Source organism: Psychrobacter sp. H7-1 (assembly GCF_904846585.1).
Lineage (GTDB): Bacteria > Pseudomonadota > Gammaproteobacteria > Pseudomonadales > Moraxellaceae > Psychrobacter > Psychrobacter raelei.
The window spans coordinates 1-23,521 of the sequence record NZ_CAJHBH010000002.1 but is presented as its reverse complement, the minus strand read 5'-3'; the positions used below and the strand labels follow the sequence as shown (position 1 = coordinate 23,521).

At 46.8% G+C, this 23,521-nt stretch carries 16 protein-coding genes and 1 tRNA gene; 10 read left to right on the top strand and 7 right to left on the bottom strand.

Annotated elements, in window-relative coordinates:
• Positions 1–292: 292 nt before the first annotated feature.
• Together JMX92_RS00860 and JMX92_RS00855 are read right to left on the bottom strand one after the other, a co-directional pair.
• Positions 293–2,410: a DNA primase gene (locus tag JMX92_RS00860; protein WP_201543353.1), complete on the bottom strand. Its 2,118-nt coding sequence runs from the start codon at positions 2,408–2,410 to the stop codon at positions 293–295.
• Between the two features lie 209 nt (positions 2,411–2,619).
• A complete protein-coding gene (locus tag JMX92_RS00855; RefSeq protein WP_201543352.1) occupies positions 2,620–3,801 on the bottom strand; it encodes an outer membrane protein assembly factor BamD in 1,182 nt (393 codons plus the stop codon).
• 284 nt (positions 3,802–4,085) lie between these two features.
• On the opposite strand from JMX92_RS00855, the gene JMX92_RS00850 reads away from it, so the two are divergent.
• The 3 genes from JMX92_RS00850 to JMX92_RS00840 all read left to right on the top strand — a co-directional run bounded on the left by JMX92_RS00850 (position 4,086) and on the right by JMX92_RS00840 (position 7,335).
• A complete protein-coding gene (locus tag JMX92_RS00850; protein WP_201543350.1) occupies positions 4,086–5,348 on the top strand; it encodes an RluA family pseudouridine synthase in 1,263 nt (420 codons plus the stop codon).
• A 159-nt stretch (positions 5,349–5,507) separates the two neighbouring features.
• Entirely contained in the window at positions 5,508–6,599 is a 1,092-nt protein-coding gene (locus JMX92_RS00845; RefSeq protein ID WP_201543348.1) for a polyphenol oxidase family protein, read from the top strand.
• A 94-nt stretch (positions 6,600–6,693) separates the two neighbouring features.
• Complete coding sequence (locus JMX92_RS00840; RefSeq protein WP_110816729.1) at positions 6,694–7,335, top strand: flavodoxin family protein; 642 nt, start codon at positions 6,694–6,696, stop codon at positions 7,333–7,335.
• A 373-nt stretch (positions 7,336–7,708) separates the two neighbouring features.
• Here JMX92_RS00840 and JMX92_RS00835 read toward each other — a convergent pair whose 3' ends face one another.
• The 4 genes from JMX92_RS00835 to tolQ form a co-directional block, all read right to left on the bottom strand.
• Positions 7,709–9,058: a PD40 domain-containing protein gene (locus JMX92_RS00835; protein ID WP_201543346.1), complete on the bottom strand. Its 1,350-nt coding sequence runs from the start codon at positions 9,056–9,058 to the stop codon at positions 7,709–7,711.
• Positions 9,059–9,158: 100 nt separating this feature from the next.
• Positions 9,159–10,049: a TonB C-terminal domain-containing protein gene (locus tag JMX92_RS00830; protein WP_201543344.1), complete on the bottom strand. Its 891-nt coding sequence runs from the start codon at positions 10,047–10,049 to the stop codon at positions 9,159–9,161.
• 77 nt (positions 10,050–10,126) lie between these two features.
• Complete coding sequence (gene tolR / locus JMX92_RS00825) at positions 10,127–10,576, bottom strand: protein TolR (RefSeq protein WP_011960789.1); 450 nt, start codon at positions 10,574–10,576, stop codon at positions 10,127–10,129.
• A 12-nt stretch (positions 10,577–10,588) separates the two neighbouring features.
• Complete coding sequence (gene tolQ, locus JMX92_RS00820; protein WP_041773711.1) at positions 10,589–11,329, bottom strand: protein TolQ; 741 nt, start codon at positions 11,327–11,329, stop codon at positions 10,589–10,591.
• Positions 11,330–12,045: 716 nt separating this feature from the next.
• On the opposite strand from tolQ, the gene JMX92_RS00815 reads away from it, so the two are divergent.
• The 7 genes from JMX92_RS00815 to JMX92_RS00785 all read left to right on the top strand — a co-directional run bounded on the left by JMX92_RS00815 (position 12,046) and on the right by JMX92_RS00785 (position 23,049).
• Positions 12,046–13,341, top strand: coding sequence for an NCS2 family permease (locus JMX92_RS00815; RefSeq protein ID WP_011960787.1), 1,296 nt, complete (start codon positions 12,046–12,048; stop codon positions 13,339–13,341).
• 430 nt (positions 13,342–13,771) lie between these two features.
• On the top strand, positions 13,772–16,987 hold the full coding sequence (gene putA, locus JMX92_RS00810) for a bifunctional proline dehydrogenase/L-glutamate gamma-semialdehyde dehydrogenase PutA (RefSeq protein WP_201543342.1): 3,216 nt from the start codon (positions 13,772–13,774) through the stop codon (positions 16,985–16,987).
• 75 nt (positions 16,988–17,062) lie between these two features.
• Positions 17,063–17,752 (top strand): 1-pyrroline-5-carboxylate dehydrogenase, encoded by a 690-nt coding sequence (locus tag JMX92_RS00805; protein WP_110816724.1) that lies wholly within the window; start codon positions 17,063–17,065, stop codon positions 17,750–17,752.
• Positions 17,753–18,005: 253 nt separating this feature from the next.
• Positions 18,006–18,764, top strand: coding sequence for an MBL fold metallo-hydrolase (locus JMX92_RS00800; RefSeq protein WP_201543340.1), 759 nt, complete (start codon positions 18,006–18,008; stop codon positions 18,762–18,764).
• A 217-nt stretch (positions 18,765–18,981) separates the two neighbouring features.
• Positions 18,982–19,611, top strand: coding sequence for a hypothetical protein (locus tag JMX92_RS00795; RefSeq protein WP_201543338.1), 630 nt, complete (start codon positions 18,982–18,984; stop codon positions 19,609–19,611).
• Between the two features lie 122 nt (positions 19,612–19,733).
• Positions 19,734–21,713 (top strand): ATP-dependent DNA helicase Pif1, encoded by a 1,980-nt coding sequence (gene pif1 / locus JMX92_RS00790; RefSeq protein WP_201543336.1) that lies wholly within the window; start codon positions 19,734–19,736, stop codon positions 21,711–21,713.
• Between the two features lie 106 nt (positions 21,714–21,819).
• Positions 21,820–23,049, top strand: coding sequence for a type I glyceraldehyde-3-phosphate dehydrogenase (locus tag JMX92_RS00785; RefSeq protein ID WP_227675220.1), 1,230 nt, complete (start codon positions 21,820–21,822; stop codon positions 23,047–23,049).
• An 81-nt stretch (positions 23,050–23,130) separates the two neighbouring features.
• Here JMX92_RS00785 and JMX92_RS00780 read toward each other — a convergent pair.
• Positions 23,131–23,221, bottom strand: a tRNA-Ser gene (locus JMX92_RS00780).
• Positions 23,222–23,521: the final 300 nt, after the last annotated feature.

Sequence of the window (23,521 nt, the reverse complement as noted above, 5' to 3'; positions counted from 1 at the left end):
TGTAGCCAAAAATCAAAAATGAGTCCGATATTATAACATAATATCCAAAACAGCACCGCAAATACAGCGCAAGCTATAAAAACTAACTTGCCAAACCTGAGTCTAAACTTAGGGGGTATTTACTTGGGTACTACCCGGCGATATTAATGATATGGGGGCATAACCCTTTTTTTAAAGCCACGGCTAGTTTTTGGTCTAAAAAGGTTGATAAATGCCAGATTAAAGCACAATTTAAAACCAGTTATCAGTGTAGGAGCGCTGTTAGACCCTCAAGATTGTTAGACCCTCAGGATTATATCTTGGAGGACTGCTCAGCTTGCTGCTTTTTAAGCCAGTTCATTAAGGTCTGACGCTGCCGGTTCAGATGGCTGGTAATCACCAGCCCTGGTGACTGACTCATCTGTTTTGATAAGGCTTGTAGCATCAGCTGAGTTAACAAGTCATCTACCAAGTCATCTACGTCAATAATCCCGCGCTGGTTGAGATTGGACCAAAATGGATGCCAGCGGGTGGCAAGATTTTGTTGTAGGCCACTTGGCAAATTGGCCAAAATAAAGTGAGCGGCCGCATTGGTGTCCTCAGGCAAATAAGGGGTAAGACCAATGATAGTCTGAGTCAGCTGGGTAAGACTTGGGCTATTAAAATCCTCCCAGCTTGGCAAAGGTGGGGTCGCTACGGGTGCTTGCTGTGTGCCTATCGATTTTTCAGGTATCTTAATATCTGCCACACCAGACACCTCCCACAGTCGCTTGATGGGGTCTTCTGCCAATAAGTGCGGGGCAAACAGCAAACACAACTCGAGCTGTCGGCTCACCGTCATGTCGCTGTCGAAATCTAATAAGACATCATGGGCGGAGTTTTTTTGATTTTTGCGCCCGCCAAGCTTTTGATAAATATCGTTATTAAGCAGATACTTAAAGCTTGAACCCTTGGGCAGATTATTGGTCAACTGACGCACTTGTGACATCAGCTTGGCTTTACCTTCGGCTAAGCTTAAGTCATAGCGCTCGCTGAGATAAGCAAAAATGTATTGCGATAACGGCATGGCACGCTTAATCTGCTCTCGCATCGCCTCCACACCCTGCATGGCAATGTAAGTGTCTGGGTCATGCCCACCTGGTAGGGTTAAAAAGCGCAGCTCTTTGTCATCGCTTAGCACAGGTAAGGCCACCTCAAGCGTACGCCAAGCGGCCTTTTGACCGGCACTGTCACCATCAAAACATAAGGTTAAGGTGGGGTTCATTTGCAATAAGCGGGCGATTTGGGTTTCGTTAATCGAGGTACCCATTGAGGCCACTGCGCCATAGATACCCGCTTGATATAAGGCAATGACATCCATATAGCCTTCAACCACCAGCCAATCGTTCGCTCGCTGTTGGCGTGACTCGTAATAGCCGTAGAGTACATGCTGCTTATGAAAGACAGGGGAGTCACTGGAGTTGATGTATTTGGGCTTAACTTCGTTGTCTAATGCCCGACCGGCAAAGCCAATAATCTGGCCTTGATTGTCGCGAATAGGAAAAATAACCCGATCACGCAGCAGATCATAGTCGCGACCCTTTTCAGATTGACGCACCAGACCCAAAGCTTTTAGACCTGCAATATCCTGCGGAAAGGCCTCTTCTAAATGCTGCCAGCCGGTGGGTGCATAACCCAGACCAAATTCATTAATGGTGGCATCGGTTAATCCCCGCTCTGTAAAATACGCCATGGCATGCAGGTTATTACGCAGATTGTTTTGATAGAATTGGCCAATTTGGATCAGTAGCTCATATAAGTTGCCGTCTTGCTCTATGGTGGCTTGACCACCAAAGTTAGAGGAAGACATATCTGTAAAGCCGCTGTCATAACCAAGGTTATCACCAGGTGTGTCGCCCATATCCCAATCACTGGGCGCCGCTGAATCTAAATTAAAATAGCTGTCTTCATCGAAATAAGCAGGGGGCGCGTCAGCCACTGATGTCGTATTAGTGGCTAAGCCATTAGTTTGGCCCGAATGCGGTGTCGTCGCCGCAGTGTGCGTGTCATTTAAGCGTTTGCCATTGCCAGTCCACGAGGGCGCAGGGGCCGTGGGCGTGGGTTTGGCGCTGCGTTTATAACGCAAGTCTTTGTTGTCTTCTTTGGGAATCTCTATACCCGTCTGGCGTGACAGCTCTTGTACTGCCTCCATAAAGGTTTGGTTTTCGTATTCCCGCAAAAACTTAATGGCATTACCACTCACACCGCAGCCAAAGCAGTTATAGACATTTTTTTGGGGATTAACATAAAAAGAGGGCGTTTTTTCGCCATGAAAAGGACAATTGCCCTTAAACTCTTTTCCCGCGCGCTTAAGCGTGGTGTGTTTGCCAATAATCCCTACCAGGTCGGCTTGGCTATTGAGCTGATCAAGAATGTGGTTAGGGATGCTCATAACGGCGCTTTATCTGACAAAGTGGGTTGTGAGGAAGATGAGGTCAATCACTTAAATTCACAAGAGACAAGTGACATGATAGAGCATTAAAGCGCAATAACCCCTGGCGCCTAGATAGGGTCAGGGGTCAGGGCCAACTCTACATCGCCGACCTTTTAGTATTTATACTATAATCATTTATAGGTTGATATCTAAAAGGTATCGATGGCTTATTGTGGATCCATTTGTTCAGGGTACATCTGGCTTGGGCTTGTAATGCGAGTTTGTGGCTGCGGGCTTGGAACAGGCTGTGCACTTGCATCATCTGGCAGGCCAAGGCCTAATTTGACACCGCGGCGATTGCTATTAATGGTTGGTAAGTCAGCTTGCGAAGTTGCCGCATTATCGCTAGGCAATTGCATTTGCGCAGCTTGCTGGATAACCTGCTGCTTAGTAGGACCTGTGTATTCACCTGTAGCTGCAGGGCTATCATCGCCATTATTAGATCGGCCTAATTTACCATAAGTGATTTTGTTTAATAAGCTGGCAGTGCGGTTGCTGTTAATACGCACGCCACCATCACGGGTCAGCCACTCAGGATAGTTAATTTGTAATAGGGTTTTGTACTGATTGGCAAGGTCAGTTAAGCCCAACTGCTCATTACTGTACGCCAAAATAGCGATAGACTCAGGGATTTGTTGGCTTAAAGGATAGTACTGGAATACCCATTTGGCACGGTTGGCTGCAGCGACATAAGCTTCACGTTTGATGTACCAACGAGCAGCGCTCAGCTCACTTTCTGCAAACTGATTGTAGATATATGTCATGCGCTGAGCGGCGTCTGGGGCGTAGCTGCTGTTTGGAAAGCGCGATAAAAGATCTTGGAAGTTGCTAAATGCCAAACGATAATAAGAGGTATCACGGTCCGCTTGTTGCATACGAGCAATGCTCAAGAGGCTGCTGGTACCGGCATGCATGTTGGCCACACCGCGCACATAGTAAGCATAATCAACCTGAGGGTTGCGTGGATAGAGTTTGATAAACTGCTCAGCACTGGTGGCAGCAAGCTCATAATCTTTAGTCTGGAATTGGCTGTACATCAAGTCAAGTAAAGCCTGCTCAGCATAAGCGCCTGTCGGATAGAAGGTGCGAAGTTCAGTGAGCTGTTCAGAGGCATAAATGTAACGGCCTTTGTCCATAGCTTTTACAGCTTCTTGGTAGTACTGTGCATCAGTCTTCTCTGCGGTGGCTACTGTGTCACTGTCTTTGCCGGTGATATTCTTTAGTGTCTGACAGCCAGTTAAGCTTAATAGGCCTGCTGTCAGCACGGCAAAAGCCAGTTTATTTTTGGCAGGTGAGTGAGATGGTTTTTGATTTGATGCTGTAAAAAAAGGAGTTGAAGCACGCTGCATGGAAATCTCCGCAGAATATTTTAGTCAAATTTTAGTCGCCCTAGTGTAGCACGCTACAATCATATTTTGGTATAGGATTGTTAGTGATTACAACGATAATGTTTTTGTGGTCACCGGTTGTAAATGATCTAAGCTAAAACTATCTAAGCTAAAGGGGTATTGTGCTTAATTAGGACAATAATAGCACTATATTGTCCCAACAGCTGCGGGTAAAGCGCTGAGATTTGGTCAAATCATGCTACACTTAGCACATTAAATAGCAACTCAAATTGGTCACACTTATTATGTCTTCAGCATCAAATCTGCAAAATAACCCAAATTACCCTAATCACCCACAAGGCCAAGATTGTCACGCCTCCGATGTCCCCAAAACTCAGCAAAACCAGAGGGATGATACGGACCATGATGCCTCACTAGAGCATGAGCCAATTGAGACGCAGACCAGCAGTACTCAAGATGAGGGCCTATATGATGATGCTGAGTATGACGATACTGAGTATGACAATGAGCTAGATGACGAGGAGGTGTTGGCTTTTGATGATGAAGCCGCCACTGTAGCCCATAGCGGCGCTCAAGGTGATGCGTTAGAGGTGTCTGAGCTGCATACCGTCACTCAAGAGCAAGCAGGACAGCGTATTGATAAGCTGGCCGCTGATATGTTTACTGAGCATTCGCGTGCTCAGTTACAAGACTGGCTAAAATCCGGCAACTTGACAGTCAATGACCATAATGAGAAGGCCAAATATCGGGTCAAAGTCGGAGATATTGTTCGTCTAGAGACCAAGCTTGAGCAACACGGCAGCGATCAGCCAGAAGATATTAAGCTTGATATCATCTATGAAGATGACAGCGTGATAGTGATTAATAAGCCGGTCGGTATGGTGGTGCATCCAGGTGCGGGCAACTGGAGTGGCACCTTGGTGAATGGTTTGCTGTATCATTACCCCAATCAAGCACATTTGCCCCGAGCTGGTCTGGTACACCGTATTGACAAAAACACCTCTGGCTTATTGGTTATTGGCAAAACCAAAGCGGCGCAGCTAGAGCTGCAAGAGCAGCTAAAAGATAAAAGCGTCTATCGCCACTATCAGTGTGTGGTGGCTGGTGATGCCCCAAGCCTAGCCCGTCAGCGTACCATTGATGCGCCCATTGGCCGTCATCGCACCCAGCGTACAAAAATGACGGTGACCAGCACCGGCAAAACCGCCATTACTCATATTATGAAAATCACGCCGCTGAGTGACACTTATAGCCTGCTCGATGTGCGCCTCGAAACGGGACGTACCCATCAAATTCGGGTACATCTAAGCCACATCGGCCATCCTATTATCGGTGATGATATCTATGGCAATCGTCAACAGCTCAGAGCAGGACTTACCCCTGAGCAGCGCCAAGCCATTCAAAGCTTCCCGCGCCAAGCGCTGCATGCTTACAAGCTGGGCTTTATTCATCCTGAGACGGGTGAGTCAATAGAGCTAACCGCGCCACTACCACAGGATATTGTTGAGCTGGCACACACCCTAAGTGATGGCAGCTTTACGATATAGCTCTAGGCTTACCGCCTGACACAGTGTGGCCTAAAGACGATAATGGAGTCTAATTAATAGCAGCTTATAATCACTAAACAGCGGTGTGGTCAGTGACTGGCCAAAGCGTAAGTGCTGGTCTGCGATGGGATAAATATACAAGCAAAAGGGTAATGGGTCATGAGCCTTGAGAATACACCTAAGTGTGAGACGACGCCTGATGTGCAGCTCAGTGATGAGCACAGCCTTGCTGCACCTTATCAGGTATTGGCGCATACCAAAGCGGTTTTGGTATTGCAAACCGATGCCGGTGAGATTTTGACGCCCAATCCAGAGGGAGTAAGCTTTGGTAACTTCAATTTAGGCCTGCATGTTCAAGATGATCCGCGCCAAGTACTACACAACCGGGCGCAGTTGCTACAGTATATCAATGCCTATTTGCAGCAAAATAGCTTGCAAGAAGATGACGTTGATAAGAGCCTACAGGCAATAAAAAGTATCCATTGGCTCAATCAGATCCACAGCAATAAAGTGTGCCGCATTGGCGATAAGCATGTAGATTCAAGTGCCGCCTCGCTATCATTAGTACCGGCTTCAGCCGATGCCTTGGTAACAGATTTGCCGCAGCAAGCCTTGGCGATTATGACGGCAGACTGCGTACCCATTGTCTTACATGATCCTACTACAGGGCAGATCGCAGCGATTCATGCCGGCTGGCAGGGTCTGGCCAATGGCGTCATTGCCAAGACCTATGCCGCTTTATCACAACATGCCCTACAGCATAAGGGTGAAGCGACACAGGTTAGTGGAGCAAGTGGTCGCTTAACGATTCAAAAACCGGCCATTGAGGCCTGGATAGGTGCTTGTATTGGTCAGTCTTGTTATGAAGTCTCCTCTGAGGTGGTGGACAAATTGCTTTTAGGCTGTGCTGAGCGCGGTATGGATGCCAAGCAGCTTGAGGTTATCAAAGCACAAATTGTGGCGCCGCATGATGATCCGGACAAAGCTTGGCTGGACTTACCAAAGCTTGCCCAATTGCAATTGGCAGAGTTGGGTATTGCGCTGACCTCTGCCACCAACCAGCAAACTAATTTAGACATTAAGCCTGTCATTGAAGCTGAGCGACATATGTCTAAGGACGAGCAAAGCTATACACCGATTGCTTATGCGTGTAGTTATGCTAATCGTCAGTATTACTCTTATCGGCGCAAGACCCATTTAAATGAGACGCATACTGGGCGTATGGCGCTGGTTATTGTGCGTCTGCATTAGCATGCTAAGATGTTGTAGTTTGTTAGCAATATTTGCAAATTTGGTCTAGGTTAGGTTAAATAGGCCCTTTATAAAATTAGGATAGTTTTAGCTCATGACCGTATCCAATGTCCCTACTGATTCTCATGTTGCGTCCAAGCCGGCGCTAAAGATGGCCATTATCTACCATAGTAATTATGGCCATACTCGCAAAGTTGCTAAGGCTATCGAGGCGGGTGCACAGGCCTATGTGCAGTCCACTGCTAAGCGGCATGTGGAAGTTAGAGCGCTGGATGTGGATGAGATGGATTGGGAGTTTGCTGATGCCGCTCAAATGATGGTGTTTGGTAGTGCGGTTTATATGGGCAGCATTACCGCCGAGTTTAAGACTTTTATGGACAGCACCTCAAAGCGCTGGTTCCATCGTAAATGGCATGGCAAGTGGGCAGCAGGATTTGCCAACTCAGGTGGATTAAGTGGGGATAAGCTGGCCGCATTGCAGCAGATTTGTGGCTTTAGCATGCAGCATGGTATGAACTGGGCCGGCTTTCCGATTATGCCGACAGGCCATACTGAGCAAGACATTAACCGTCTGTCGAGCTTTTTGGGGCTGATGACGCAGTCAGGAGATGCCTCACCTGAGGTGACCCCAGGCGAGGGCGATATCAAGTCAGCTAAGCTGTTCGGCGAGCATCTGGTGCAGACTTTAATCAGTCAGCCGCCTTATTTACCGCAGCTGTCTGAGCCGCAGGCATAGGCGTTTTGGATAGACTAGGCAGCGGATGCGATAAGGGGGATGATGAGCCAGGTCCTGAGGTGACTGGTATCGGGCTTCCTGCCATCTGAATGTGTTGACAAGCGCTAAGCGTCGATAGCATAACCGTGACGCTTGCTACGCTGATAAGTTTTCGGATAAATTTTCGGACAAAGAGGATAGGGGTAGATAACATAGCTTCAATCTTCAAGGTAGTAGCGATAACTGATAAGGGCAGCCAGGCGGATAACAGGCCAAATATGCGGTGTTTATATCTTGGTATATTGAACTGAACCCCATAAGTTGGACACAACTTATGGGGTATTTTTATGCTTGTTTTTTGTGGGTTATAGCGTAACGACGCACCCCCATCAGATTACTGGGCGCTGGGTACCCAAACTGGGAATTTGGCGACACCTTCTGTGGGTAGCGTTATGGTCTTACCGCCATCGACGTAGCGAATAACCAGATTGCTGTTTTTGGTACCTTGTGAATATACCACACGCTCACCGGTGGGTGAGAACTTAGGGGCAGCATCGATGCCAGTGGCACCGTAGTTGGCAACATTTGAGCCATTACTGCTCATAATGGCGGCACTACGACCACTTAGATAGCCAATTTTTGTACCGTCCGGGCTTATGCTTGGGTTTGCAGCATATCCACCGCGTGATATTTGTACCGGCGATCCTGAGAAGCTGTAGCGATAAATATTGGGGCGATTGGGGCTGGCATGATCGGAGACGAACACAAAGCTGCCATTTGAAGCGTAGCTTGGACTTAGCTGATCATAAGGCAGACTGATGATTTGTTCTGCTTTACCGCCTTGGCTACTGACTCGGTAGATATCAGAGTCACCATTGACTGTGCTTGAGAATAAAATCTTGCTGCCATCTGGTGAGAAGCTAGGGCTAAGATTACTGCCTTTCATGTCGACCAAGCGGGTTAATTGGCGAGTCTGTAAATCCTGCTTCCACAAGTTGGCACTATTGTCTTTTAACTGTACTGAGTAAGCCACAAAGCGGCCGTCAGGAGAGATGGCTGGACTATAGATAGCCGCATCGATCACTTGTGCCAATAGGCGTTTGTTACTGCCATCGGCATCACTTAATATCAGCGATGAGGTTTTTGATTTGCCACTGCCTTTTTCTTCAACATAGACCAGTCGAGCGTTTAAGTCGATTGGTTTACCGGTTAGCAGCTCATAGATCCGACCTGCCGCCTTATTGGCAGCCGTTTTTTTATCGATACCCTGAACCATTTGAGTGCCTTTAATAATGCGGCCTTGGGCCACCTCAATGACTTCAAAGGTAATGCTGGTATTGCCGCCTTGTTGCTTGCTGCTGCCAATAACCAGATAAGGAATGCCCAGTTGCTGCCAAGCTGGCAAGGTGACAGCCAGATCATCACGGCTGTGTGGCTGACCGATTAAGCCTTGGCTGGTAATCTTTAAAGGAGTGGCTTGTAAGTTGTTTTCAATCAAGCTTGAGACAGTACTGTCACCAGCAAAGGGGACAAAAGCCACCTGGTTTTGATTGGTCTCCCCCTTTTTGGTAATGGTGGCCTCAAGGTCATACTCTTCTTCAGCTGCCTGAGCACTCACGCTCATCAAAGCAGCACTGGCACCAAGTAAGGATATCAGCAGTGTGGTAGTCATTGCCGCAAAGCTGCGGCGAGCGGCGGTATGACCAAAAAGGTTAGGCTGTTGTTGTAAGGTTGTCAAAGTCATGAGTACACAAGTCCTATCTTTGTTATTTTAATGAAATAAAGCATATTAAGACGTGATTGGGATGTAAAGGGCAGCCGTGTAACTAGCGCTGCTTGCTAGGCTATTCAACCACGAAGTTGAGCTTAATTCTACGGGTATTGGTGCCGACCACAGGGGTTAGGGGACTGGCTTGACGGATCGCCGACTCAAGTGATTGTTTTAGCGCCTCATCTGAGGTGTTGGCATTAACGCTCTGAACGCTGCCATTGGCATCGACGGTCACTGATACGGATACCCGAGTACCCACACGTCCTACAGGAGGGTTCCACAAGGGCTTAATCATACCGACTAAAGCCCCACTGATATCGCCACTGCTGGCTTTATTGCTACTGCCTGTGGCCGAACCGCTTGCGGCAGTTGACTTAGTGCTTGAGCCTTCAGCCCCTGAGGCAAAGGTGGCGGCCACTTGACCTGAATCTTGGCTATTGGCTTTTACTTTGGGGGGGTTACTTGTAGGCTGAGCGCTTAGTGGATTTTGCTCGCCAGCAAAGTCGGTTAAATCATCAGGCTGCGTGATATCAGGCGCCTCTAATGGCTCGCTTAGCTCAGTCTCCGAGCTCACGCTGCTTTGAGGCACAGGCTCAGGGAGTGGTTCATTGCGAAAAAATGAGGACATCTTAGAGAAAGTTGACTCATGGCTTAGCTCTGCGGTGTGCGTAGACTCTGGCACTGACTGGGGGCTAAACTCGGGGGTAACCGGCACGCCTGAGGCCATCATGTTGTCACGATTGGCGCGCACTTCTGCTTGCATGGCCGCCAACTCTTCGGGGGTGACAATACTGGTCTCTATGCTAGGTGTCGTCTCTAGCTGAGGAATGCGGTGCAAAAAGATAATAAGGGCCAATATCGAGCCATGCACGATTAGGCTCAAGATGGCCGGCAATAAGATGCCGTTATCTTCAGTCTCTACAGGGATATAAACACTGGGCGCACGATTTAGCACGGATATCATCTCAAATTAAATAAAAATAAAGCGGATAGGGATTATTGGCTCGCAAGCTTAAAACTTATAAAGGCTTTATCTGAGCCTTAAGGTCTAGAGGGCAGCGGCTGAGCGGTTAATAGGCCCACTTTTTCGACCCCCGCTTGTTGCAAATTGGCCATCAGCTGCATGATCATACCGTATTGATTGTTTTGATCGGCATTAATCATTACTTTTACTTGATCGCCGCCCGCTTGAGCTTGCAGACGCACCAAGGTATCAATCAGTTCTTGCTCTGAGACGGGCATATCAATGTCGTTTTCAAAGCTCATAAAAATCTCCCCATTGCTTTTTAGGGAGACGATCACCGGCATTTGAGCGCCAGTCGCGATATTCTCAGTACTGGCTTTTGGCAAGTCCACATCGACGCCGGTGGTGAGCATGGGCGTGGTCACCATAAATATAACCAAAAGCACCAGCATCACATCGATATAAGGCACGACGTTCATGCTGGCATTGAGCTCTTTTTTATGGCGAGAAAAGGGGCTGGCTTTCATAAAATGCTCCTTTTATACCAAAGGGGATTGAATATTTTGGGCCGCTGTGGGTACGTCGTTTGAGCTTGCGACAGGCGCTGCGCCGGTCTCATAGGTTTCACGCTGTAACATACCGGTCATCTCATCACAAAATAAGGCGCGGCTGTCATAGATACCCGCAGCTTTGGCAGTAAAATGGTTGTAAGCCAATACCGCAGGGATGGCAGCAAATAATCCCATCGCGGTGGCAATGAGGGCCTCAGCGATACCTGGTGCGACAGCCGATAAGCTGACTTGTTCTACCTGAGCCAGACCCAAAAAAGCATTCATGATCCCCCAGACCGTACCAAATAGTCCAATATAAGGGGATACTGAGCCGATGCTGGCAAGTACCGCAAGGCCTGACTCTAATGACTGCTGCTGACGACCTAAGCCGACGCGTAGCTTACGCTCAACACCGTCAATAATGTGGTCTTTAGGCTGACGCTTTTTATTCATACGCAAAAATTCAGAGAAACCCACATAAAAGATATTGGCCAAACCATGTCTGTCTGGTGAATTTTGGATCCCCTGATACAGCTTAGAGAGGTCTTCACCGGACCAAAACCAGTTTTCAAAATGCTGGTCTTGACGCTTAGCAGTCCCCAATCGGGCACTTAAGCGAAAAATTAATACCCAGCAGATAACGGACGCCAACAGCAAAATAGCCATGACGATTTGAACCAGTAAACTGGCCTCGGTAATGAGGGCAATAAGATTGATAGACTCTGGCATGAATGAAATACTCGCTGTAATAAAAAACTCAAGATAAAAGGGGGTTAGCATCGACATAACCCAATATTGCAGATTATGCAGTATAGTGTCGCATACTTAAAGGTATTGTTAATAGATTTTATGGTGCCGGCATAAATTGCAGCTCAAAGCTTGATTGACCAATAAAGCTTTAAAAATAAAGCGTGATAACAACAACTGATATTAAATATAAAGTAAAAAATATAAGATATAGCTGCTAAAAGTTATAAAAGCACATCCATCGGCTAAAAAAGGTAGACTAATAGACAGACTCATTAAAGGATTAAGCAAACTCAATCGCTGTGCAATTGGGTGCTACTTGAGGTTTATTATACCTGAATCTAACAGTGCCTCCTTATTTTAGTGGCCCATTATGCTCGCTAAAACAGTCAAGATAAACATCATTACAGCCAACACAAGGCTAAGATGACGTCAGTCAAAACAACCTATAAAGCAGTTATGGCTGAACTGAGCTCATTAAAAATAGTGATTATTGACAAATTTGCGTGTATTTTTTTAGCAAAATTAGTAAAGGTGTACTAGTTTTGGCGTGAATCCTTTATAATTCCACCTTTTTTATTTATCTTAATGCTTTATTTCTCTTTGTCTGTTTTCAGTTAAACTGTGAAAAACAGGCGCTATCCTTTGGTTTTTCAACCCAAATAAACTCAGGCTACTATCTGTGCAGGCTATTATTTATGAATGCAATTGAGCGCTATTTTGGCATTGACGGTCAAAACACCACGATAAAAACAGAAATCCTAGCAGGATTGACCACGTTTTTAACGATGGCATACATTATCTTTGTGAACCCCAATATTTTATCCGATGCAGGAATGGATAGAGGGGCTGTGTTTGTGGCAACTTGTTTGGCCGCTGCGGTGGGCTGTTTTATCATGGGTATTTATGCCCGCCTGCCTGTGGCTTTAGCACCGGGTATGGGATTAAACGCCTTTTTTACTTATGGCGTAGTGTTAGGCATGGGATATAGCTGGCAAACGGCGCTAGGTGCTGTGTTTTTATCTGGCTGTATTTTTATCTGTTTAAGCTTATTTAAAATCCGTGAGTGGGTGATTGATGCCATCCCTAATAGCTTAAAGCAAGGCATTGTGGCTGGTATCGGTGCGTTCTTAGCGTTTATCGCATTAAAAAGCTCAGGCGTTATTGTGGCCAATGAAGCGACCTTTGTAAGCTTAGGAGATTTACAGCAGTTCTCTCCTGTGATGGCGGCTTTGGGCTTTTTCTTGATTATCGGTCTGGCTTATCGCAACATTCCAGGGGCGGTGACCATTGGTATTTTGGCAGTGACTATCATCGCTTTGCTAAGCGGTCAAGTTGAGTTCCAAGGCATCATGTCTTTGCCACCGGCTATCGCGCCAACCTTTTTACAGTTAGACATCGCTGGTGCCTTTGATATTGGTATGATCAGTGTCATTTTTGCTTTCTTATTTGTCGATTTGTTTGACACCTCAGGCACATTAATTGGGGTAACCAATAAAGCAGGCTTGGTGGACAAAGATGGCAGAATTCCAAACCTTGACAAGGCACTACTGGCTGACTCTACAGCGACAGTGGCGGGCTCATTACTGGGTACGTCATCGACCACAAGCTTCGTGGAGAGTACTGCAGGTGTGGCAGCAGGCGGCCGTACAGGCTTGATGGCTGTGACTGTGGGTGTGCTGTTTTTACTAAGTATCTTCTTTGCTCCTTTAGCCGGTATGATTCCTGCGTACGCCACAGCAGGTGCTATTTTTTACGTTTCTGTATTGATGCTATACACTCTAAAAGATATTGATTGGGAAGATTTGACGGAAGCTGCGCCTGTGGCCGTGGTGTTATTATTAACGCCCCTGACTTATTCTATTGCCGATGGTATTTCGTTAGGTTTTATCACTTACACTGTGGTAAAAGTGTTGACCGGTAAGTTTGAACAAGTTGGCCCTGCGGTGTGGGTATTGACGATTATCTTATTGGCTAAAATCGTCTTTTTATAATCTCTAGCATTGGGCTTGATAGGTATGATAATATTCAGCCATCAAGCTCATAACCTCAATCAACGCCGTAGAGGTTTTTCTTTATCAGGTCATAAGTAGGCATTCTGCGCCTCTTATGGCCTGATTCAATAAAGAAGAAGGCATTAGTGAGTTTGTTTTACCGATACTGCCTATAACTTAGGTGGCTAAAAAGTAATACAGCTTGTGTTCACTAAGCCAAACATTCTTCAACTCATTACTTTGTTAGCCTTACTTTGCCCAAAGTTAACGTCGACTGCCTGTTCGCCAATGGTCTGTTCATAGGTGCGCTAGCGGGTGCTCGTGGTATGGGCTTTATCTTTTAAATTTAGACTTTGATTTTTTTGTGTTTTTATTCTTTTATCCTATTTTTAGACCATTTTAGTGTCACCTGAGTATCAATGGAGTTGATATGAATTTCCCCAATCCGTTTTATCCGCAAAACCCCATCTCTTTTTCGCCAGAACAGGTGCTGGACCCCGCTTTTATTAATAGGCCACCAAGCGAGCTATTTAAGCTAATCTCGCCCTTATATAGTGCCGATGAGGACCAATGGCTTGGGGCTTTATTACCCCTAGCTGAGCCTAGGCTTAAAGAAGGCGTTGACGAGCGTTTGGCCATTAGCGATCAGACCAAAAGCTTAGTGGAGCATGTGCGTAGCAATGACAAAGCGGTCAAAATGGTGGACTCGCTGTTATTAGAGTACAGCCTAGATACCCAAGAGGGTATTTTGCTCATGAGCTTGGCCGAAGCTTTGATTCGAGTGCCAGACAATGCCACAGCCGATGCGCTTATCCGTGACAAAATGAGCGTTGCCGATTGGAAAAAACACTTAAAAGATGACAATGGCTTTATCGTTAATGCCTCAACTTGGGGGCTGATGATGACTGGCCGTGTGGTCAGCGTGGATTCTTCAACCACGGCAGCAGGCTTCTTAGATCGCATGACCAAGAAGATGGGTGAGCCTGTGATTCGTAGCGCCATGCAGCGTGCGATGAAGATTATGGGCCATCAGTTTGTGCTGGGTGAGACCATTGAGGATGCCAATCGCAACAGTCAGCCTTATCGTAATAAAGGATATACTTACTCCTTTGATATGCTTGGTGAGGCGGCGGTTACTCATAAAGATGCCGAAAAGTACTTCAGTGATTATCTGCATGCCATTCGCTCAGCGGCGCATGTGCAAGTCAAAGAGGGTATGCCTAAGCCTTCGGTTTCTATTAAGTTATCTGCGCTGCATCCACGTTATGAAGCGACCCAAATTGATCAGGTGCTAGGCTTGCTGCGTCAGCGTTGTATCTTACTGATTGAAGCGGCGCGTGAGGTAGATGTCGATATCAGTATTGATGCAGAAGAGGCCGACCGCTTAGAGGTGTCGTTAAAATTATTTGAGTCTTTATACCGAGACAACATGACTCAAGACTGGGATGGTTTGGGGCTGGTGGTACAAGGCTACTCGAAACGTGCTTTGGCGGTGCTGGCGTGGCTGGCAAGCTTATCAAAAGAGGTGGGTGATCGTATCCCTGTACGCTTGGTAAAAGGCGCATATTGGGATTATGAAATTAAACTGGCTCAGCAAAAAGGCATTACCGGCTATCCGGTCTGGACCCGCAAAGAGGGTACCGACGTGGCATATCTGGCGTGTGCCCGCTTCTTATTAACAGAGCAAATTCGTGGTGTGTTGTGGCCACAGTTCGCCACACATAATGCCCACACTTTATCGTCTGTGATGACCATGAGTGATCATAGAGACTTTGAGTTTCAGCGTCTACACGGTATGGGCGATGCGCTGTATGATCATATTTTGCAAGCGTACAATATTCCGGTCCGTATCTATGCGCCTGTGGGTGCCCACAAAGATTTGCTGCCGTATTTGGTGCGCCGCTTATTAGAAAACGGTGCCAACAGCTCATTTGTGCATCAGCTACTCGATAAGAGTCATCCTGTTGAGAAGCTGACCGTACATCCTTACGATAAATTAACGGCACATGAAACCCTGCATAACCCTCGTATTCCGATGCCGCTTGATATCTATGGTGGCCGCTTGGCAAGCTTTGGGCCTAATATCTTCGTTGAATCGCAGTGGCAGCCCTTTAAAGCGGCCGTTGATGCGCACCTAGCGCAGACTTGGCAAGCCAATCCGATTATCAGTGGTCAACAAATCACTCAAGACAGCCATCAACATTTAACGCTTAATAACGTGGTGGCGCCTTGGAACCATCAAGTGGCTGTTGGTGAGGTGGTGTTTGCTGATGCTGAGTTGGCTGCACAGGCCATTGAAGCGGCGCATCAAGGCCAAGATAAGTGGCAGCAAGTCTCTGCCAGCGAGCGTGCGGCCATATTGAAGCGTACCGCTGACTTGTATGAAGACAACTATGCTCAGCTTGTGGCCATGTGTCACAAAGAGGCTGGCAAGACCTTACAAGACAGCATTGATGAGGTGCGAGAGGCGGTTGATTTTTGTCGTTATTATGCCGAAGAAGCTGAGCGTTTAGAGCAACAGACTCACAGCTTTACTGATATCAATGGTAAGCAAGTCACCCAAAAAAGAGCGCCTCGCGGCACCATGGTGTGTATCAGTCCTTGGAACTTCCCACTGGCCATTTATACCGGTCAGATCATGGGCGCCTTGGCAGCTGGCAACACTGTGGTGGCCAAACCAGCTGAGCAAACCAGCTTAATTGCTTACTTTGCGGCGCAATTGATGTATCAAGCCGGCGTACCTGAGTATGCGCTACAATTGGTGACCGGTGCCGGTGAAGTGGGCGGTGCCTTGACCTCATCAGCGCACATTGATGGGGTGGTATTTACCGGATCAACTCAGACCGCGCAGCTGATTAACCGTGCGCTACACTCTGAGGAGCGCTTGCAGCAAGTGGCTGAGCTGTTTGGTGATAAAAAACCACTGCCTATTTTGATTGCAGAAACTGGTGGTCAGAACGCCATGATTGTCGACTCGACAGCCTTGCCTGAACAGGTGGTAAAAGATGCAGTAATGTCAGCCTTTGGTTCTGCCGGCCAGCGCTGCTCGGCATGCCGTATCTTGTGCTTGCAAGAAGATGTGGCCGATAGTGTCATTGAGCTGCTAAAAGGTAATATGGCTCAGCTTATCGTGGGTAACCCAACCCAAGTATCGACTGATGTGGGCCCAGTTATCGACCAAGACGCTCAAAAAGGTCTGCGTGCCCATATAGAGCAAATGCGTAAAGATGACCGAGCACGCATTATTGCCCAGACACCGATCAGTGCAGATGCCGCTCATAACCTCAGTAACAGTACCTTTGTATTGCCGACAGCCGTTGAAGTGGCCAGCATTGATGTGATTGGTGGTGAGCACTTCGGTCCTATTTTGCATGTGCTACGTTACAAAGCGGGCAAGTTAGATGAGCTGATTGATGAAATTAATGCCACCGGTTATGGCCTAACCTTGGGTATTCACAGCCGTATTGAGACTGTGGCCAATCACATTGAGCGCCGTACCAAAGTGGGTAATACCTACATTAACCGCAACCAGATTGGTGCGGTGGTAGATGAGCAGCCGTTTGGTGGTAGTGGCTTGTCGGGTACCGGTCCCAAAGCTGGTGGCCCTCGCTATGTGGCCAGATTGACCCAGTGGCAGACGCTATAAGCGCCATTATTGTACTCAATCTCACTCAATACAGGGGAGCTTACGCTCCCTCAATAAGGATATTAAGGAACGCTCATGAGTAAAGTATTTAAACAAGATCAAGCCAAGCAGTGTGAAGCTTGGGCACAGCTTGGTGCGGTCAAACGCAGTCAAATTCTGGCCGCTGCCTGTGACAAATTAGCCGCGCTTAGTGAAGATAGTGTTAAGGCCACTTATTTATTTAATCATCTATTAGCGCAAGCGGCATCGCTTGATACGGTAAATCGCTTAAGCGGTGCTACTGGTGAGTCGAATGATCTGTATTTGGCTCCACGTGGCAAATCTATGGTGCTTGGCACCGAATCAGCCTCAGCCACTGCCGTCTTGGGACAGCTTGTGGCTGTATTGCTGACGGGTAACGAGGTGATTTTACGTTTTCATCAGCAGCAGGTATGCGAGCAAGCAATTGCTGCCTTGCAAGAGGCCGGTGTCTATCCTGGGGTAATGAGTATTGCCAATGACTCAGAGCTGACCACGTTGCTACACATTAGCCGTCTGGCGGTAATTGCTGCTGCAGGGTCGCTACCACAGCTGGCGCAAATTGGCCAAAACCTTGCCGAAACGGATGGCATACTAACCCAGTTGGTGCCGGTCACTGATCTTGAGGGGCTTAGCCAAATGTTTGCGCCAGATTATCTGGAGCGCTTTTGCAGTGAGCGTGTGAAGACAGTAAACACCACCGCCATCGGTGGTAATGCCAGCTTAATTGAGCTCGGTATGGGCTAGTTTGCTGGTGGTGATTTAGCAAGGTTAAGTCGATAAATTATGCGTTAATACGCTGTGATTGAGCTTAACGCTAAGGCCGTGCAATACCTATTTGAGTATTGCACGGCCTTATTTTTTTAAGGCATCGCGTCAGGCATTATCTAATTTGGTCAAGGCAGTCAAACTGAGCCGTAAAGCCAAAAAAGTGTTTGTGTTACTATGAGAAGCTGGCCATAAGCGATGGCGTGTATGTGATGATGAATAAGGATGTTTTATGAGTTTGCCGAATATTATTCAGCTAGATGGGCACATTCAAACCTTGTATTTGGCCGTCTATCCGGACAAGTTGCTGCTGTTAGATGGTGGCTGCCGCTGTGATGTGTCTTTGGTATTAAGTTATATAACAAATGAACTCAAGCGGCCTATTACTGATTTAAAGATGGTGGTGGTTACCCACATGCATGTGGATCATGCAGGTGGGGCATTAAGCTTTAAGCAAAAGACCGGCTGCGTTATTGTCTCCTCAGACAATAATACGCAGTGGTATCAGGGTATTCATGGGCGTGCGATGCATGTGATTGATATCGGCCTGGCTTATTATGTGGCCAGACGCTTAGGTAAGCCGCTTAAATACTTGTGGTATCCGGCATATTTGAACCCAGACATTCAGGTAAAACAGGGCGATAGGCTACCAGGCTTTGAGGATTGGCAAGTGATGTCTACCCCAGGACATACCGACCGCGACTTATCCCTTTATCATCCTGAGCTTGAAGTGGTATATACCGCAGATTTAATTGTCAAGCTGCGTCATAAATTCGTCGCACCGATGCCCGTTTATTGGCCGAAGCGTTACCGGCAGTCGCTCGAGATGATTAAACAACTTCGACCAAAGCAAGTGATGATGGCCCATGGTGGTGCAAGATATATCGAGCCGGAGCTGTTTGATCAATTAATTGTAAAAGCTCCCAAGCAGCCATTCACTGTCAAGCGCACCATAAAGCATAAGCTATCTTGGTGGTCTAATAAAAAATAGCCTAAGCAAAAATAAATCAAAGCTGCTTGATGCAACATTTACAAAATCATTCAATGAGTACCTTGACCGCTCAATTAACCCCTCAAATATCAATCATCTCGACATCAAAAACGACATTAACTGACGTATAAAAACCAAAGTTAACGATTGTTGCCTTGTTATGCGCTTAAAAATTGCTTAATCTGAAGGCACATATTAAAAAGGATATAACTCAAATATGGAATCACTATCTTTCATACCGTTAACTGTGGCTTCGGTTTTGTCATCATTTACTGGAACCAACGGAACTGTAGAAGAAGCCGTAATTAGTACCCATACCAGTCCTGAGATTGCAGGCTTATGGGAGCTTGATTTGCAAGCTACCCCTGACTTTGCTGACACAAAAGACAGTGCGGCAAAAGCAGGACAAAGCAAAGAGATGCAAGACTTACTTGCTGCCATTAAGGAATCTAGCCGCGCCAGCCAAGCGGCCGATGATGCCTTAGCAAAGGCTCAAAGCCAAGCGGCAGCCGCCGGCGATGTACAAGCCCGTCAGGATTTATTGGCTAAAGACAGCTGCCGAGAGCGCTATAACTTTGGCGCTGATAGTGCTCTAATCACCACCAGTGGGGCTGAGTGGACATATGGCAAGTATGTGTATCAGCATCAAGAAGAGGGGCTACCAATTATTGCCATTACCACCACTTATGACAACAATGAGCCAGACTGCTCTGGCAGACAAGTGGATCAAAAAGGTGAGGCGATTATTGCGTTTGTCGATTATCAGCCTGAGCAAAGCAAGATGCGTTGGTGTATCGACAAAGACGGCGACAACTGCTTTATGACTTTTCACCAATTACGGCCTTAATTGGGCTGTTATTTAGGTCATCAGATGCTATGATAAAAAGCCACACACCCTTGTTGTGGCTTTGTTATATTTAGCCTTTGACTATTTTTTCTTATTTAATTGATACATAAAAGACAGCATACATGAAACAAGCGACCGCACTGGATATTTTAAAAACGGGCAAGAATGTATTTTTGACCGGCTCTGCAGGCTCAGGAAAGACCTATACGCTAAATGAGTATATCCATTATCTACGGGCGCGCCGTGTGCCAGTAGCCACCACAGCCAGTACCGGCATTGCTGCGACCCATATGAACGGTATCACCATCCATAGCTGGTCAGGGATTGGCATCAAAGATGAGCTAACTGAGCGTGATTTGGTGAATTTATCTCGCAAAAAAGTGCTCAAAGACAGACTGCAAGAAACAGCAGTACTGATTATTGATGAAATCTCTATGCTGCATGCCAAGCAGTTGAACTTAGTCAACCAAGTCCTAAAGCACATGCGCCAAAACGATAAGCCCTTTGGGGGAATTCAGGTGGTGGTGGCCGGTGACTTTTTTCAGCTGCCGCCTGTGGGCAGCCGAGGTGAGAGTAACCGCGATAAGTTTGCATTTATGTCGCAAGCTTGGCTGGATGCCGGCTTTAAGATTTGTTATCTGAGCGAACAGCATCGTCAACAAAGCGGTGAAGGAGAAGATGCTCAAATCACACTGGATAATATTCTCAATCAAATTCGAGGTGAAAACGGGGTATCCGCTGCGGCCATTGCAGCCTTGCAAAACACCTTTTACCAAGATGTCGATGTCAATCGTACTCGGCTATATACTCATAACGTCAACGTTAATAAAATCAATGAGCATGAGCTGGCATTGTTAGAGGGCGAAACCGTCACCTACAATGCCATTGCTCATGGTGATAATAAACTGGTAGAAACCCTAAAGAAATCAGTGCGTACCAGTGATGAGCTGACCCTAAAGACGGGTGCTAAAGTGATGTTCATCAAAAATAATAGCGAGCTTGGGGTGTCAAACGGCACCATGGGCGAATTGATTGGATTTACCACCATCAAACCGCTCAAGTCGAGCATAGCGACCATTGATGATGGCAGCGCAGATGAGGATGGCTCGGCAGAAGCCGTAGATGAGGCTCTAGAAACGTTAGAGGATGCTGAGGCGTTGGCGCACAATGAATCTGATAAGCCCTTAGTCTCTACTGATCGCTATCCTATTGTCCGACTTAATAGTGGCCGGCAGGTGATCGCTGAGGGCGAGGAGTGGATAGTTGAAGATGAGAGCGGCGAGATTTTAGCCAGTTATACTCAGATCCCCCTGACGCTGGCTTGGGCCATTACCATTCATAAATCACAAGGCATGACACTAGATGCTGCCGAAATCGATTTATCCAAGACTTTTGAGCTGGGTCAAGGCTATGTGGCCTTATCTCGCTTAAAATCGCTTGAGGGTCTAAAGCTATTGGGTATGAATGATTTAAGTTTACGCTTAGACCCCTTAGCACGTGGGGCGGATTCACGCTTTAAGGATCTATCTTTAGAGGCGCAGCAATCCTTTGAAGATATCGAGCGTGAGGTACTACAAGAGTCGCATGAAAGATTTGTGATTGCCTCGGGCGGCACGTTAAATAAGGCCAATATTGCCGCCTTTGAAAAAGAGTATAAAAACCGCAAAAAAAAGCAGGCGCAAAAGCTGGCTCAAAAAGACAAGCTAAGCAATCAATTAAGCGATCACTCTGAGAGTACCTTAATGGCCACTCGTATCTTGCTAGAGGAGAGCTTAAGCATTGCTGAGATTGCTCAAAGTCGAGGGCTGGCTCAGTCGACCATTATGGGGCATGTGGCGCGTCTTCGACGCCAAGATCCAAGCTTAAACTGTGAGCATTTGCGCCCAGATGAGGCCCTCTTAAATAAAGTCAGTAAAGCGGTGGATGCCATTGTTGCTGCTGGCGATCCTAATGATTTTAATGCGGCTGATGACAGCACTCAAAGCGTGAAGGGCGGGGATGACTTTGATAAACAGCGTATCAAACTGCGTCCTATCTATGAGTATTTAAAACAGCAAATAGATTATAATACCATCCGCTTAGCGCTTGTCTTTATTGATTGATTCATGGAGGGATCAGCGTATTTATTCATCAAGTCCTGTCTGCTCTGATGGGTCTGAGCTTGGCGTGATCCCCTCCTTATTGTATATTTAATATTAAGTGGTTGTTATGTCTTCTTTTGCCGCACCAAGCTTAGAGCTGTCCGCTTCAAGCGCTTCTTTGTATCCTCTTACCCAGCCATCGCAGGATGATACCGGCGAGTATCGGCCGCTGCGTGTTGCGATTAATGGGTTTGGTCGTATTGGCCGTAATGTACTGCGCGCTTTACTTGAGCGCTTTGAGGTACTGGGCAAATTGGTACACATTGTGGCCATCAATGATGTGGCCGATGTCGATACATTGCTGCATTTATTACAATTTGACAGCACCCATGGCCGATTAAGCCGATTGGGGGTGAGTGCCAGTATCAAATCAATTGATAAAAATATTGATGTAAGCGGTGAGGCGCTGAGCGCTGAGGCCAATCATCACGCCACTAATATCAATAGCGCCCATTTAGCCAATCAGTTGTGTTTATCCAAAAACAACACCACGTATTGTATTGACCTCTTAAGTACCGAACAGCCGGAGCACTTGCCGTGGAGCGCACTGAGTGTGGATGTGGTATTAGAGTGTACCGGTCATTTTCGTTCGTATGAAGATGCCAGTCGCCATTTAACTGCTGGCGCCAAGCAGGTCATTGTGGGCGCTGCACCTTTTGATAAGGTCGATGCCAGTATCGTGATGGGTGTCAATGATGCTGAGCTGACGCGTGATTTGCCCATTATCTCCAGTGTCTCTTGCACCACCCAGGCGTTGGTACCGCTAATTTATGTGCTAGATAAAGCCTTTGGTACGCAGTCGGTAATGATGACTGAAATCCATGCGGTCACGGCCGATCAAAACGTACTAGATCAGCCACATCGAGACAAGCGTAGGGCGCGCGCTTCAGGGCACAATATTATTCCTACTACCTCAAGCAGCATTGCTGCCACCGAGCGCACTTTACCGCATATGTTGGGCAAAATTAATGGTCATTCGATACGGGTACCAACCATTGATGTCGCCGCTATTGATGTCAATTTAGTCTTTGATACAAGTGTCAGCTTAGAGGAGGTGAGAGCGGTGCTAAAAGCTGCGTGTGAGCCAGGCAGTAGCTTATATGGCATTATGGGCTATACTGACCTACCCTTAGTCTCCAGCGACTTTATACATCAGGCTGAGTCACTGATCATAGATGGCCAGCAGCTAATGCAAGTGGGGAGTCAGGTCAAGGTCTTTGCCTGGTACGACAATGAGTGGGGTTATGCCAATCGCTTGTTAGACATGTGTTTGCATTTGCAGCAAGCACGCCCGTAAACGATAAATGACATAAGCAAGAAGAGTAGAGGATACAACACATAAAAAAAGCCCACTTAATTAAGTGGGCTTTTTGATATCTGGCGGAGTCGGAGAGATTCGAACTCTCGAAGGGCTATGAACCCTTGCCGGTTTTCAAGACCGGTGCATTCAACCGCTCTGCCACGACTCCAGTAGGTCGCCTATTATAATGAATTTTTTTTTGAATGCAAGGGTGTAATGGCAGATTATTGATTTATTGAGCAATTATTTTTGTATGGGGCGTCTATACAGTTTGCTTTCTTATTTTGGGCATCGTATTTTAGGTATAAGTTATGGCCATAAAAAAAGCCCACTTAATTAAGTGTAATGCCAGTCAGTTAAGGCAAAAACTCAATAAAAGTAATAAAATAGCCCATCTAATAAGTAGATGGGCTATTTTACTATGAGACTACAAAACGCTATTAATGAGACGCATAAAAGGATTCCAGAC